Origin of the sequence: Nocardia goodfellowii, from assembly GCF_017875645.1 — a bacterium.
In the GTDB taxonomy this organism is placed as follows: Bacteria; Actinomycetota; Actinomycetes; order Mycobacteriales; family Mycobacteriaceae; genus Nocardia; species Nocardia goodfellowii.
On the sequence record NZ_JAGGMR010000001.1, the window covers coordinates 2,952,627 to 2,965,007 of the forward strand.

Below are 12,381 nucleotides of genomic sequence, written 5' to 3' on the forward strand. Positions count from 1 at the left end.
CGGGGTTACAGAAAGAGCGGTTCAAGATGGGGCCTGTACTCGCGCGCGGACCGGAGGGTGGCGGCGCCGCGCTGGATCAAGTGCTGATACTGACCGGGGCGGCGACCCTGATCGCGGCGGGGTTGATGTGGGTGGCCTACCTGCACCGGACCCGGCGGATCACCTGGCTGAAGAACGCCGCGGACCGCCTCGGGCGGCTGGGCAACCGGCCGGGCTGGGTGGCCTTGCCGCTCGCGGTGTTCATCACCACGATCTTGACGGCGATGCTCGGCTTCATCTGGGACGTGAGCCTGCACATCGGGCAGGGCCGCGATGAGGGGCCGCTGGCGAACCCGGCGCACTACTTCATCATGGTGGGGCTGTTCTTCCTGTTCATCGCGGGCATGCTGGCGATCATCCTGCCGCTGGACGAGAAACCGGGCCCGGCCGCGATCCGGATCACCCGGAACTGGCACGCGCCGGTCGGCGGAGTGCTGATGGCGGGCGCGGGTTTGTACGCGCTGATCGGGTTCCCGCTCGACGATATCTGGCACCGGTTGTTCGGTCAGGACGTAACGCTCTGGGGCCCTACGCATTTGATGTTGATCGGCGGCGCGGGCCTGTCGCTGATCGGTGTGCTGCTGCTGGAATTCGAAGGGCGACTGGACAAGCCGGACCCGGACCGCGCCGACGGCACATTCATGTGGACCTTGCGCAGTTTCGCCTTCGGCGGCCTGGTGATCGGTCTGTCGGTGTTCCAGGTCGAATTCGATTTCGGCGTCCCGCAATTCCGGTTGGTCCTACAGCCGATGCTGATCGTGGCGGCCGCCACCGTCGCCCTGGTGTCGGCGCGGTACACGCTGGGCCGCGGTTCCACCTTGGTCCTGGTGGTGTTCGCGTTCCTGGTGCGCGGGATCATCGCGGTGATCGTCGGCCCGGGACTCGGCGCGCCGTACAACGTCTTCCCGCTCTACCTCGGCATCGCGGTGGTGGTGGAGTTGCTGGCCTTGCTGCCGCTGATCCGCAAACCGGTGTGGTGGGGCGCGGTCACCGGCTTGGTGGCTGCCACCGTGGGGCTCTGGCTCGAATCCTGGTGGGTCGATTGGATGTTCGTCGATCCGTGGCCGACATCGATGTGGCCCGAACTGCTGGCCATGGCGGTGCCGGTGGGTATCGCCGGTGGTGCGGTGGGCGCGCTGCTCGGCATGGTCCTGCGCGGCGAACAGCTACCGCGGCCACCGATCCGGCGGGCGCTGGTGATCGGCGCCGTGCTGGTCGCGGCCATCGCGACCGCCAACGGCCTGCGCCACGAGGTGCCCAGCGACGCCACCGCGACCGTCCGGTTGCAGGACGCCGAACCGGTCAACGGCGGCCGGATGGTGACCGCCGAAATCCGGCTCTCGCCGAGCGATCTGGTGAGCGATGATCCCGAGTGGCTGCAGTTGCTGGCCTGGCAGGGCGGGACCGGCCGGGTGCTCGGCCGCTGGCTCGAGGACGGGACCGAAAGTCCCGGGCGGGGTTTGGTGGTCGATCATCTGCGTCGGGTCGGACCCGGACACTATGTGAGCACGAAACCTGTTCCGGTCTCCGGCACCTGGAAGACGGTGCTGCGCCTGCAGGACGGCCGCACGCTGACCGCGCTGCCGGTGTTCATGCCGAACGACCCCGGTATCGGCGCCACGGAGGTCGCGGCGGACAACGAGTTCACCCGGCCGTTCGTGAGTGAAGTGACCGTGCTGCAGCGGGAACGGACTTTCGACAGTCCGTCCTGGCTGATGCCGACCGCGTCGTTGCTGGTGCTGGCCTGTTCGCTGATCCTGATCTGGGCGCTGTCCTGGGGCGCGGCCCGGGTCAACCTCGCCTATCGGCGCACCGCGCAGCCGGAGTCGGCGGATCTGGTTCGTCGATGAGGTACGAGCCTGGAGTTGATGTCCTGGCCGATCATTCGGCGCTGCTGGCCATTCCGGCGTTCGCGCCCGCGTTCGCGATCGTCGGGGTGGTCGTCTATATCGCCATGCGTGACCGGCGGGCGGAGCGCAGTGAGTCGCCGGAAGCGCGGGCCGAGGAGGAGGAACGATGAGCTCGAAAGCCGCGTTGGGGATGGCGGTGGTCGCCGCGGCGACGCTGGTGTCCAGCTGTACGACGACGTCCGAGGGACCGGCCACGGTGCCTGATCGGCCGTCGGCGACCGGGACCGCTGCCGCGGCGACCACCGTCGCCATCCGAATCGCCTCGGGTGCGGTTACTCCCACGAACAGCCGCACCGATGCCACTGTGGGGCAGCCGATTCTGTTGCTGGTGGACAGCGACGCCGCCGATGAGTTGCACGTGCACGCCGACCCCGCGCACACCTTCACCGTCGAACCGCGGGCGGGCCAGGAGTTCCGGTTCACCATCTCCGTCCCCGGACAGGTGGAGGTGGAACTGCACCACGCCGGCAAGACCGTGACCACCCTCCAGGTCCGTCCGTGACGGTGCTCGCCCACGGTCTCGGCGGCGCCGACGACCTGCCTATTCCCTTGTCCTATGCGCTGATCGGCGCGGCATGGGCATTGACGTTCTCCTTCGCGATCCTGCTGGTGGCGTGGCGGGAACCGCGGCTGGATCCCGAGTCGCCCGGCCGCCGCCTGCCCACGATCCTCGATCGGCCGATGGTCCGGACGGCGATCGCGGTGCCGAGTGTGCTGATCGCGATCTTCCTCGGGTTCGTCGCGGTCCTGGGTTCGCCCGACCCGCAACGCAATCCGCTGCCGGGTGTCTTCTACATCTACCTGTGGGTCGGCGTCATGACGGCGTCGCTGGTGTTCGGTCCGGTCTGGAAGCTCCTCTCACCATTGCGCGCCCTGCACCGCCTCGTTTGCCTGCTGCTGCGTCGTGATCCAGCCGAAGGGGTGCTCGACTACCCCGAATCATGGGGATATCGCCCGGCGGTCCTCGGCTTGTTCGCCTTCGTCTGGCTGGAACTCGCTGCCCCCGAGCCGGGTTCGGTGACGGCGGTGAGCATCTGGCTGCTGGCCTACGTGGTGCTCACTTCGGCGGGGCTGGCCCTGTTCGGCACGGTGTGGGCCGAACGCGCCGACCCGTTCGAGGTGTACAGCACGCTGCTGTCCCGCCTGAGCCTGTTCGGCCGCGACACCGCCGGTGCGCCCGTTCTACGCGCCCCACTGAACAATCTGGCGGCGAGCCCGGTCCTCCCCGGCGCGGTGGCCTTGGCCGCGACTCTGCTCGGCTCTACCGCCTTCGACAGTCTCTCCGCTCTTCCCGCGTGGCAGAACTTTCTCGATTCCCGCGGCGGCGGAGCGGTTTTCACCGAAACCCTGACCCGGACTCTCGGGTTGCTCACGGTCATCGCGATCGTCGGGGTCCTGTTCATCCGCGCCGCCCGCGCCGTCCCCGGCCGCACCCGCGCCGAGCGAATCCCACTCCCGCGTCTGCTCGCGCACAGCATCACCCCGATCATCGCGGGGTATCTCATCGCCCACTATTTGACCTTCCTGGTCGAAAAAGGCCAAGCGACACTGTTTTTGCTCGCCGACCCCTTCGACTGCGGCTGGAATCTCGCGGGTCTCGCCGACCACCAGGTCAGCTACTTCCTCTCCGCCCATCCCGCCGTGCTGGCTACGCTCAAGGTGCTCGCGGTACTCGCCGGGCATATTCTCGGCGTCACCGCCGCCCATGATCGCTGCCTGCGGCTGCTGCCCCGCGAACACCGCGCCACCGGTCAGCTCGCGCTGATGCTGGTGATGGTCGGGTTCACCTTCACCGGCCTCTACCTACTCTTCGGCGGGTGAGACAGGGTCACTGGCGAACGGTGAGCGCGGTTTCCATGCGCGCGTGGTATTTGCAGTAGAAGGGGTGCACCCCGGATTCCGCGGGCGCGGTGAAGGTGAGAGTTTGCTTCGGCGGGATCTCGTAGTCGAAAAAGCCGGTGCGCCGGCTGGTGATGCTGTGCTTGACGAGGTCGTTGTTGACGACGGTGACCACCGCACCCGGCAGGATCGGCGGCGCGAGGCTGTAGCCGAGTTTGTCGATGGTGAGAGTCATCGTGGGCACCGGGGCGGGTGCCGGGACCGGTGGCGGGTCGGACGGCTCGGATTTGCCGCAGGCCGCCGTCACAGCGAGCGCGAGCGTGGTGGCCGCGAGAGCGGCCCGGTGTCTCGGTGCAGCCATCGCTGCCTCCTGCGCGTTCGGACGAACCCTGACCTCGATGGTACGTCTGGAAACCCGGAGGCTTGGCGGGCCGCCGAAGGGGCGGAGCGCCAAGCCCTTTCATGGAGTCCTACCGTGTCGGCCGAAGGCCGACGGGCCGACTCAGTTGCTGCCGAACTTTCCACCGTCGCCGCCGGCGAGTCGCTGGGCCAGCAGGGCCTTGCCCTGCTCGGCGCCCTTGCGGCTCTCGCCCTGCGCCTTACGGAAGAACTCCACCAGCTGGCTGTCGCCCTGGCGCTCGGCGTCGCGGGCGTACTGCTCCATTCGCAACGCGTTGCTCAAGCACTGCTCGGTGAACCAGATCAGGTTGTAGTCCTTGTCGACGGTGCCCGTGACCTGACCGGTTTCGTGGCCGGTTGTCATTGGTGATACCTCCTGTGAATCGGTCGTACACCGACGCCGTACCCCCGGTGTGCGCGGCAAAACCAGCAGGGTTGACCCCGCGCCATGCGGCGGGGAAAGGTAGGACGATGGGCACAGAAGAGCGTGGCGGCGTAGAGCTGACCAACCTCGACAAGCCGCTGTTCGACGGCGCGCGGGCGACCAAGCGAGATCTGATCGACTACCTGGAGGTCGTCGGCGAACGGCTCGTACGCCAGCTCCGGGACCGCCCGCTCTCGGTCATCCGGATCCGCCCCGGCCAGCAACCTTTCATGCAGAAGAACCTGCCGAAGTACACCCCGGAGTGGGTGCCGCGGATAAAGGTGTGGGCGGAGAGTTCGCACCGTGAGGTCACCTACGCGCTCTGCGAAGATGTCCGCACCCTGCTGTGGTTCGGCAACCAGCGCGCCATCGAATACCACCCCACCCTGCTGCTCGCCGACCATGCCAAGGGTCCGACACACCTGATCCTCGATATCGACCCGCCCGAGGGACAGCCGTTCGACCGGGCGGTGCTCGCGGCGAAACTCATCCGGCAGGCCCTGGCCGACGACGGGCTCGCCGGGGCGGTGAAAACCAGTGGGGCCAAAGGCCTGCACATCTTCGTCCCGCTGGTCGAGGGTCTGCCCATCGAAGACGTCGCCGCCGCCACCCGTGCCATCGCCGCCCGCGCCGAACGCTTGGATCCGGCGCTGGCCACCACCGCCTTCATCGTGGAGGACCGCAAGGGCAAGGTGTTCCTCGATTCCACGCGTGCGGGCGGAGCCACCGTCGTGGCCGCCTACAGCCCCAGAATCCGCCCGGGCGCTCCCGTCTCCTTCCCGCTGTCCTGGTCCGAGCTCGAGGACGTCACCCCGGCCGATTTCACCATTCACACCGCCCCGGGCCTGCTCGGTGACCGCGACCCGTGGGCCGACGAAATGCCCGCGCCGCAAAGCCTTCCCGCGGATCTCCTGGAAGAGGGCCACACCATTCCGATCGCCCGGGTGCAAGCCATGCATGAAGGCAAACGCCGAGCCCGCGCGGCGCGGAGCAAGGGTGACGCGTAGCGGCGGGCACACCGTCCGCGCGGTAGAGGTCCGTTCGCCCGCCCGCCCGTTCGCCCGCCCGTTCGGTCCACCGTCGTACCCCCGGTGCGGTCGGCTCGAGGTGCTCGGCTCCACCGCTATTTGCCGCCTGGTCGCTGTGCTGGCCGAGGTCTGGCCTCGAAGGCCTGCCGAACTGAGACCCGTGGAGGTGGCTGATCTGTTGCGGGGCAGCGTTTTTCGTTTTGCGCACCGCCGAGATTCGCCGGCGGTGCGGCTCTCTGCGCCCATTCGCCTCCCATTTCCCGGCGAGTTATGCAATGTTGGTACTGCGCAACGGCATTGAGGAGATGCCGTGGGTCGCCGTGAAGGCGTCGGTCAAGGGAGTGTGGCGAACATGTCGTCGGCGTACGCATCCGAACCAGGCGGCCGCGCCGGCGCGCGTCAGTTCGCGGGGCGCGCCGGTAATGCCGGTCGAGGCGTCCCGCTGTGGCCGGGGATGATCCCGCTGCACCAGCAGGCGCAGCAACAGCGGCGGCTACAGCAGCGCGAGGCGGCGGCTCAGCCCCTGGAGCCCACAGCCAACGAGATCACCCAGCCGCAGCCGGCCGCGCTGCACCGGACGGTGCAGCGGGCGGCCCCCCAGCGGATCGAACCACGGCAGCCGCTGCCGGCCCGCCGGGTCGAACCGCACCAGCGGCTGTGGCCCGCCCGGGCGACCCGTCCGCACAGCCACCGCAAGCGGACCCGGCACCCGTGGGTGGTCGTCTCGGTGGCCAGCGGCGCCTCGCTGGCGGCGGTAGCCATCGTCGCCGTCTACACCGCCCAGGCCACCGGCCCCAGCGAATCCTCGCCCACGGTCGCCGGGGCGGCGCTCGGGGGCGGACCGGGGTGTGAGGCGGCTCGCACCGAACAGTTCGTGCGCGGCAACGGGATCGGTTCCACCGAGACCGGTCCGGACGCGATCCTGGCCTTCCAGCACGCCTACTACGTGACGCGCTCGGGTACCGCCGCGCGCGCCCTGACCGCACCGGACGCGGCGGTACCCGCGGCCCCGGTGATCGACAAGGGCATCGCCTCGGTCCCGGAGGGCACCCGGCACTGCGTGCTCATCACCCCGATGCCTGACGGTCGCTTCGACGTCGTCATCACCGATATGCGGCCCGACGCCTCCGTTCGCACCTACCGCCAGTTCGTCACGGTGGGGGTGCGCGACGGTGCGATCGTCATCACGAAGATCGCGCCGCCAACCTGACCCATCACCTCGAGGTAGGCTGACCGCCGCGGTCGGCGTGGCCACGGCAGTGCTCGCCGGATGACCACTCAGAGAGCGGTGATGGGATGGACGAGAAGATTTCGGAGTCCTCGACAGGAACGACGACGATCGGGGTACGGGTCCCGGCGGAGCTGGAGCAGCTGACGATGCTGCGCGCGCTCGCCGAAACCGTCACCCTCATCGCAGATTTCGGGATCGACGAGGTCACCGACATCCGGCTCGCCCTGGACGAGATCGCCACGGCCCTGATGCTGGGCGCGGTGCCCGGGTCGGAGATCGAGGCCGGTTTCAGCTATCGCGACGGCGCCATCACCGTCGAGGTGTCCGGCGTCGCGGCTACCGATACCGCACTGGATCAGGGCAATTTCGGCTGGCACATCATCGAGACGCTCACCGACACCATCTCGGTGGCCCAAACCCCGTTCGACGCAGCGGTTTCCGGTTATCCGACGGTGGTCGTCTTCACCTGGGTCAGAGGCGGAACCACCGGTGAACAAACGAAGTGAGCGAACCATGTGCCCGCGTGTCTCGCGGATCGCGGGGCCGAGCGTCAGTGAGGCGCAGCGATGAGCGATGAGGCGCATTCGCCTCGCCCCGACCGCGGACCCCGCAAACGCGGCAGCGACAGCTATGACAACATCGAGCCCCTCTTCGCCGAGCTGGCAGCGCTCGACGAGGCGGATCCGCGCCGGCACGAGGTCCGGGAGGAGCTGATCCGGCGGTGCTTGCCGCTGGCTGAGCACATCGCCCGGAAATTCACCGGGCGCGGCGAGAACTTCGAGGACCTGCTACAGATCGCGCGGGTCGGCATGGTCGCGGCCGTGGACCGGTTCGATCCGTCGCACGGCGCGTCGTTCCTGTCCTTCGCGATTCCAACCATCATGGGCGAAGTCCGGCGGCACTTCCGCGATTACGCCTGGGCGGTGCGAGTTCCGCGACGGCTCAAGGAGATTCAGCAGCTCATCGGCCCCGCCGTTGAGACGCTGTCGCAGCGGCTGGGCCGGATGCCGAAGGCCAGCGAGATCGCCGAGGAGCTCGAGGCCGACCTGGTCGAGGTGACGCAGGCGCTGATCGCGCGCAACGCGTACCAGACCTCGCCGATCGACGCCGCCACCGACAAAGACGACGACAACAGTCCGCTCACCCCGATGGACACCCTCGGCACGGACGACCCGGAATACCGCAATGTGGAGGACTACCTCGCGGTGAAGCCGCTTATCGCGGCACTGCCCGAGCGCGAGCGCAAGGTACTCATCCTGCGGTTCTTCGAGTCCAAGACGCAGACCGAGATCGCCGAGCAACTGGGCGTCTCCCAGATGCAGGTGTCGCGGATCCTGTCCAAGACGCTGAACTCGCTGCGGGAGCAGGCGCTGAAGGATTAGCGCCGGGTGGGCTCAGGCACTGTAGCCGCCGTCCACGTCCAGCTTCTGACCGCTGATATAGCCCGCGCGGTCGGAGGCGAGGAAGCAGACCGCTTCGGCGATGTCCTCGGCGTCACCGAAGCGGCCCAGCGGGATATTGCCGCGTGCGATCTCCCGGGCGTGCTCGTCGAACTCGCCGGAGGCGAACAGCCGCACCGCCATTCCGTCGGTGGTCATGCCGGGTCCGACACAGTTGGCGCGGACTCCGAACCGGCCTTCCTCCGCGGCGATAGCGCGCACCAGGGCCTCGACCGCGGCCTTGGGCGCGCTGGACAGGCTGTCGCGCACCGGGAATCGAGCGGTGGCGGCGGTGGTCACCGCGACGATGGTGCCCTGAACGGCGCGCAGGTGCGGCAGCGCGGCGTGCGCGGCATTGAAGAAGGCCGCGGTGTCGGCACTGAGCTGGCGCCGGAAGTCGGCCGGGGTGACCTTGCTCAGATGCACCATCGGCACGTGCGGGCCGGCGGCGTAGACGAGGGTGTGGATGCCGCCGAACGCCGCGGCCGTCTCGGTGACGACTTCGGCGGTCTGCGCGGCATCGGACAGGTCGAGTTGCCAGGCTTTCGCGGTGCGGTCGTGCTCCTTCGCGACGGCCCGCAGTGGTTCCAGCGGGCCCGCCGAGCGGAAGTAGGTCATCGCCACGTGGCTGCCGCGCTCGAGCAGCATCCGGGTGATCGTCTGACCCAGACCACCGCTGGCGCCGAGCACGAGCGCGGCGCCCGGGCGGTGCGCGAAATCATCCATCGGGCCATTGTCGGCCCACAGGCTCCAACCAAGCAAGTGCTTGGGTGGGTGTGTCGTTCAGGACACCGTCCGCTCGCACTGGAACCGGCCCCGATAGATGTCGCGGGCGCGCTGCCGCGCACCGAGTCGATCGTGCGCCCGCGCGGGCTGTTCCGGGACGAAAACCGCGGGCGGATAGGAGAAGTCGAAATCGATCGGGTCGGTGTCGCTGTTCCGGATCCGGGCGTCATTGGCATCGGAGTTCCGGCGGGGGATCTGCATGGGCCCAGATTAGGCGCGAACCGCGCGGCGGGGCACGCGTAGTTATACCCGGCAAGCGAACGTAAAGCTCACCAGGCCAAGGGGATTGGGAACGGCTCCGTGTTGCGCGGTCCAAAGTCGGGCCCGGGGCCTAGGGTGGGCGGTATGCGGGCAATTGCGTACAGCGAATTCGGTGGGCCGGAGGTACTGCGGGTTGTCGAGGCGCCGGTGCCGGAACCGACCGGCGCCGAGGTTCGGGTGGCGGTGCGGGCGGCCGGGGTGAATCCGGCGGATTGGAAGATGCGGTCCGGTGCCCTGGTTTTCGGGGAACCGAAGTTCCCGCAGTTCCCCGGCAGTGAGATCGCCGGCTTCGTCGACGCGCTCGGACCCGACGCACACGGACATGCCATCGGTGATCAGGTATTCGGGTGGGCGCGCAGCGGTGGCTACGCGGAATACGCGCTGAGCAGCGCGCTGGCGCGTAAACCCGAGGGGCTGGACTGGGCCGACGCGGTCGCGCTGCCGGTCGCGGTGAGTACTGCCGCCAAGGTGCTGGACATGCTGAAGGTGCAGGCGGGGGAGACGCTGCTGGTCAACGGCGCCTCGGGTGCGGTCGGCTCGATGGCGGTGCAGTTGGCCCGTGCCGAGGGCGTGGTCGTCATCGGTACGGCCTCGGCGCGCAATCAGGAGCTGGTGCGCGGACTGGGCGCCATACCGACCACCTACGGGGACGGGCTCGCCGATCGAGTCCGGGCGGTCGCGCCGCACGGTGTCGACGCCGTCTTCGATGCCGGACAGGGCGGGTTGCCCGCGGCTATCGAACTGCGCGGCGGCACCGACCGGATCGTCACCATCGCCGACCCGGCCGCAGGCGAACTGGGCGTCACCTTCGCCAGTGGCTCGCCCGGTCCGCGTCCCGTCGAATTGGCCGAACAGGTCGCCGAGCGCGTGCTCACCGGTGAGTTCCGGTTGCCCGCGCCCGCGCGCGCGTTCACGTTGGAGGAAGCCGCGCTCGCCCAGCGCGAGATGGAGCACGGGCACGGATCGGGCAAGGTTGTCCTGCTGATCAATTGAGCACGGGCGCGCACGCCCTCCTAAGCTCCCAGGATGAGCGCCGGCGATCTTGTTCTGACCGTACTCGGTAGTGCGACGCCCTATCCGGCCGTCGACAACGCCTGTTCCGGGTACCTCGTGAGCCATGCGCGGACCCGCCTGTGGTTGGACGCGGGCACCGGCACGCTGGCTCGGCTCCAGCGCCACACCCGCCTGGACGAGCTGGACGCGATCTGGATCTCGCATCTGCACGCCGATCACTGTGCGGACCTGCTGACCGCCTATTACGGCCTGCGCTACGCGGACGTGCGGCTGACCGCGCCCCTCCCGCTCTACGGTCCGCCCGGTATCGCCGACCGCCTGGCGAGCTTCCTGACCAATGGACCGGTGCGCAGTCCCGTCGAAGCGGCGTTCGAGGTACACGAGCTGCGGGACGGCGATGAAGCCCACGTCGGCGGCCTGACCGTCCGGGCAGCGGCGGTGGAGCACGGTATGCCCGCATTCGGGGCCCGGATCGAGACGGGTGGTAAGGCGCTCGCCTACTCGGGGGATACCGGCCCGTGTGCCGCCCTGACCGAGTTGGCCACGGGTTGCGATCTGCTGCTGTGTGAGGCGGACGGCTCTCCGTCGGAGGGCCCCGCGGTGCACTGCGCACCCGAGGACGCGGGCCGCACGGCCGCGGCGGCGGGGGTGCGGCAGCTCGTTCTGACGCATGTCAGCCGGTTTCTCACTCCGGAGGACGCGGTCAGGCGCGCCGGCGGGCATTACCGAGGGCCGATCGCCCACGCCGCGCCTGGCCGTACCTTCGTAATCTAGTGCGCTGGCTCACGATCTCGTAGTGATCTCGTCCACATAACGCACTGATAACAACAAACATGTAATTTCCACGCCACGCGTGGCGACTTGCGCCGATGCCGGAATGTCCGAAATTCGGTCCGGACATCCATTCGGAATCATGGCGTGACCATTCCGTGATTCTTCGATACCGTCGTTGGCGGTCCGAATAACGACGGGCCGCGACTCGACCGCCGAATGCCGGAATCCCTGTCCCGCGGTCCGAGGATCCCCGATTTCCCCTGGGGGCAGGGACCTGGCTGGAGTAGCGCCGGGACGGTAAGACGCAGGGCAGGAATTCTTTTATGTCGCTTATCCGTAATGTCAGCACGCGTGCCTTCGGCCTGACCGCGGTCGCCGCCGCGCTCGTGGCGGTCCCCTTCGGCCTGTCCACCGCCACCGCTTCCGCCGAGGGCGGTAACAACTGGGATGCCGTCGCCGAGTGCGAGAGCGGCGGTAACTGGGGCATCAACACCGGCAACGGCTACTACGGTGGCCTGCAGTTCTCGCAGTCCACCTGGGCCGCCAACGGTGGGTCCGGCAGCCCGGCCGAGGCCAGCCGTGAGGAGCAGATCCGCGTGGCGGAGAACGTGCTCGCCACCCAGGGCCCCGGCGCCTGGCCGGTGTGCGGCGCCAACCTCTGAGGTTCGCCGCTCCGGAAAGCTGATCGACGCCCGCCGCATCTCGACTCGCGGCGGGCGTCGAACTGTCAGAACCCCGGTGTGGCGGGGGTCAGATACATATAGCTCTTCTCCTCGACCCGCGTCGCGATTCGCCACTCGCCTTCGATGCGGGCGAATGTGTCGAGATACCAGAGGCCGCAGAACATCAGGGTCTGATTGCCGTCCTTGTCCTTGATGAGCATCGGGTTGTGACAGATGGTGCGGGCGGTCGCGCTGTCGCCGTCGACCTTTATCGAGGAATTGCTGACGAGGTGTTGGTAGGCCGGGAAATTGGGCAGGGTGGCGGCCAGGAAGGCCTTGGTCGAGGCCAAGTCGCCGACGGCCCCGCCCATCGCGGAATAGTCGATGTGCGCGTCGGCGGTGAAGATGTCATCCAGCAGATCCCACTGCCCGGTGTCGACGGCGTGGGAGTAGCGGACCATCAGGTCCTCGATTTCCAGGCGGTCCGAAATCTCCTGCAACGACAACATTCTGCCTCCGATGTGCGGTGGTGCGTCCGCGTAATCGGAGCAGGGCGAAGCCGCGGACGCAAGGGC

The 12,381-nt window shown here is 68.5% G+C and carries 16 protein-coding genes; 11 read left to right on the forward strand and 5 right to left on the reverse strand.

What is annotated here, in order from left to right; all coding sequences use genetic code 11:
• Positions 1–26 precede the first annotated feature (26 nt).
• From BJ987_RS13205 to BJ987_RS13220, 4 genes are read left to right on the forward strand one after another with little or no spacing between them, the layout of a single operon-like run.
• Positions 27–1,889: a hypothetical protein gene (locus BJ987_RS13205; RefSeq protein ID WP_209888871.1), complete on the forward strand. Its 1,863-nt coding sequence runs from the start codon at positions 27–29 to the stop codon at positions 1,887–1,889.
• The gene (locus BJ987_RS13210) at positions 1,886–2,059 is read left to right on the forward strand and encodes a hypothetical protein (protein WP_209888874.1); all 174 of its coding nucleotides are present in this window, start codon (positions 1,886–1,888) and stop codon (positions 2,057–2,059) included. Before BJ987_RS13205 ends, BJ987_RS13210 begins: the two co-directional genes overlap by 4 nt.
• Positions 2,056–2,451, forward strand: a complete 396-nt coding sequence (locus BJ987_RS13215; protein WP_209888877.1) for a hypothetical protein — start codon at positions 2,056–2,058, stop codon at positions 2,449–2,451. Before BJ987_RS13210 ends, BJ987_RS13215 begins: the two co-directional genes overlap by 4 nt.
• Complete coding sequence (locus BJ987_RS13220) at positions 2,448–3,770, forward strand: hypothetical protein (RefSeq protein ID WP_209888880.1); 1,323 nt, start codon at positions 2,448–2,450, stop codon at positions 3,768–3,770. Before BJ987_RS13215 ends, BJ987_RS13220 begins: the two co-directional genes overlap by 4 nt.
• Before the next feature lie 7 nt (positions 3,771–3,777).
• Here BJ987_RS13220 and BJ987_RS13225 read toward each other — a convergent pair whose 3' ends face one another.
• Both BJ987_RS13225 and BJ987_RS13230 read right to left on the reverse strand, forming a co-directional pair.
• Positions 3,778–4,149 carry a cupredoxin domain-containing protein gene (locus BJ987_RS13225; RefSeq protein WP_209888883.1) on the reverse strand — a complete coding sequence of 124 codons (372 nt, stop codon included), beginning with the start codon at positions 4,147–4,149 and terminating at the stop codon, positions 3,778–3,780.
• 141 nt (positions 4,150–4,290) lie between these two features.
• A complete protein-coding gene (locus BJ987_RS13230) occupies positions 4,291–4,551 on the reverse strand; it encodes a hypothetical protein (RefSeq protein ID WP_209888886.1) in 261 nt (86 codons plus the stop codon).
• Positions 4,552–4,658: 107 nt separating this feature from the next.
• Here BJ987_RS13230 and BJ987_RS13235 point away from each other — a divergent pair, with 107 nt between their 5' ends.
• From BJ987_RS13235 to BJ987_RS13250, 4 genes are all read left to right on the forward strand, one after another.
• Positions 4,659–5,618: a DNA polymerase domain-containing protein gene (locus tag BJ987_RS13235; RefSeq protein WP_209888889.1), complete on the forward strand. Its 960-nt coding sequence runs from the start codon at positions 4,659–4,661 to the stop codon at positions 5,616–5,618.
• A 331-nt stretch (positions 5,619–5,949) separates the two neighbouring features.
• Positions 5,950–6,849: a DUF8176 domain-containing protein gene (locus BJ987_RS37240; RefSeq protein WP_245365940.1), complete on the forward strand. Its 900-nt coding sequence runs from the start codon at positions 5,950–5,952 to the stop codon at positions 6,847–6,849.
• An 86-nt stretch (positions 6,850–6,935) separates the two neighbouring features.
• A complete protein-coding gene (locus tag BJ987_RS13245) occupies positions 6,936–7,376 on the forward strand; it encodes an ATP-binding protein (RefSeq protein WP_209888893.1) in 441 nt (146 codons plus the stop codon).
• 60 nt (positions 7,377–7,436) lie between these two features.
• Complete coding sequence (locus tag BJ987_RS13250; protein WP_209888896.1) at positions 7,437–8,252, forward strand: RNA polymerase sigma factor SigF; 816 nt, start codon at positions 7,437–7,439, stop codon at positions 8,250–8,252.
• A 12-nt stretch (positions 8,253–8,264) separates the two neighbouring features.
• On the opposite strand, the gene BJ987_RS13255 is transcribed toward BJ987_RS13250, so the two are convergent.
• On the reverse strand, positions 8,265–9,035 hold the full coding sequence (locus BJ987_RS13255) for an SDR family NAD(P)-dependent oxidoreductase (RefSeq protein ID WP_209888899.1): 771 nt from the start codon (positions 9,033–9,035) through the stop codon (positions 8,265–8,267).
• A 57-nt stretch (positions 9,036–9,092) separates the two neighbouring features.
• On the reverse strand, positions 9,093–9,296 hold the full coding sequence (locus BJ987_RS13260) for a hypothetical protein (RefSeq protein WP_209888902.1): 204 nt from the start codon (positions 9,294–9,296) through the stop codon (positions 9,093–9,095).
• A 144-nt stretch (positions 9,297–9,440) separates the two neighbouring features.
• On the opposite strand from BJ987_RS13260, the gene BJ987_RS13265 reads away from it, so the two are divergent.
• The 3 genes from BJ987_RS13265 to BJ987_RS13275 all read left to right on the forward strand — a co-directional run bounded on the left by BJ987_RS13265 (position 9,441) and on the right by BJ987_RS13275 (position 11,806).
• Positions 9,441–10,349, forward strand: coding sequence for an NADP-dependent oxidoreductase (locus tag BJ987_RS13265; protein WP_209888905.1), 909 nt, complete (start codon positions 9,441–9,443; stop codon positions 10,347–10,349).
• Positions 10,350–10,382: 33 nt separating this feature from the next.
• Complete coding sequence (locus BJ987_RS13270; protein WP_209888909.1) at positions 10,383–11,144, forward strand: MBL fold metallo-hydrolase; 762 nt, start codon at positions 10,383–10,385, stop codon at positions 11,142–11,144.
• Positions 11,145–11,467: 323 nt separating this feature from the next.
• A complete protein-coding gene (locus tag BJ987_RS13275; protein ID WP_209888912.1) occupies positions 11,468–11,806 on the forward strand; it encodes a transglycosylase family protein in 339 nt (112 codons plus the stop codon).
• A gap of 65 nt (positions 11,807–11,871) precedes the next feature.
• On the opposite strand, the gene BJ987_RS13280 is transcribed toward BJ987_RS13275, so the two are convergent.
• Positions 11,872–12,315, reverse strand: coding sequence for a nuclear transport factor 2 family protein (locus BJ987_RS13280; protein WP_209888915.1), 444 nt, complete (start codon positions 12,313–12,315; stop codon positions 11,872–11,874).
• Between the last annotated feature and the right edge of the window lie 66 nt (positions 12,316–12,381).

Coding starts and splice junctions, on each gene's coding strand:
- BJ987_RS13205 (WP_209888871.1), top strand. CDS start 27: ATGGGGCCTGTACTCGCGCGCGGACCGGAGGGTGGCGGCGCCGCGCTG.
- BJ987_RS13210 (WP_209888874.1), top strand. CDS start 1,886: ATGAGGTACGAGCCTGGAGTTGATGTCCTGGCCGATCATTCGGCGCTG.
- BJ987_RS13215 (WP_209888877.1), top strand. CDS start 2,056: ATGAGCTCGAAAGCCGCGTTGGGGATGGCGGTGGTCGCCGCGGCGACG.
- BJ987_RS13225 (WP_209888883.1), bottom strand. CDS start 4,149: ATGGCTGCACCGAGACACCGGGCCGCTCTCGCGGCCACCACGCTCGCG.
- BJ987_RS13230 (WP_209888886.1), bottom strand. CDS start 4,551: ATGACAACCGGCCACGAAACCGGTCAGGTCACGGGCACCGTCGACAAG.
- BJ987_RS13235 (WP_209888889.1), top strand. CDS start 4,659: ATGGGCACAGAAGAGCGTGGCGGCGTAGAGCTGACCAACCTCGACAAG.
- BJ987_RS13245 (WP_209888893.1), top strand. CDS start 6,936: ATGGACGAGAAGATTTCGGAGTCCTCGACAGGAACGACGACGATCGGG.
- BJ987_RS13250 (WP_209888896.1), top strand. CDS start 7,437: ATGAGCGATGAGGCGCATTCGCCTCGCCCCGACCGCGGACCCCGCAAA.
- BJ987_RS13255 (WP_209888899.1), bottom strand. CDS start 9,035: ATGGATGATTTCGCGCACCGCCCGGGCGCCGCGCTCGTGCTCGGCGCC.
- BJ987_RS13260 (WP_209888902.1), bottom strand. CDS start 9,296: ATGCAGATCCCCCGCCGGAACTCCGATGCCAATGACGCCCGGATCCGG.
- BJ987_RS13265 (WP_209888905.1), top strand. CDS start 9,441: ATGCGGGCAATTGCGTACAGCGAATTCGGTGGGCCGGAGGTACTGCGG.
- BJ987_RS13270 (WP_209888909.1), top strand. CDS start 10,383: ATGAGCGCCGGCGATCTTGTTCTGACCGTACTCGGTAGTGCGACGCCC.
- BJ987_RS13275 (WP_209888912.1), top strand. CDS start 11,468: ATGTCGCTTATCCGTAATGTCAGCACGCGTGCCTTCGGCCTGACCGCG.
- BJ987_RS13280 (WP_209888915.1), bottom strand. CDS start 12,315: ATGTTGTCGTTGCAGGAGATTTCGGACCGCCTGGAAATCGAGGACCTG.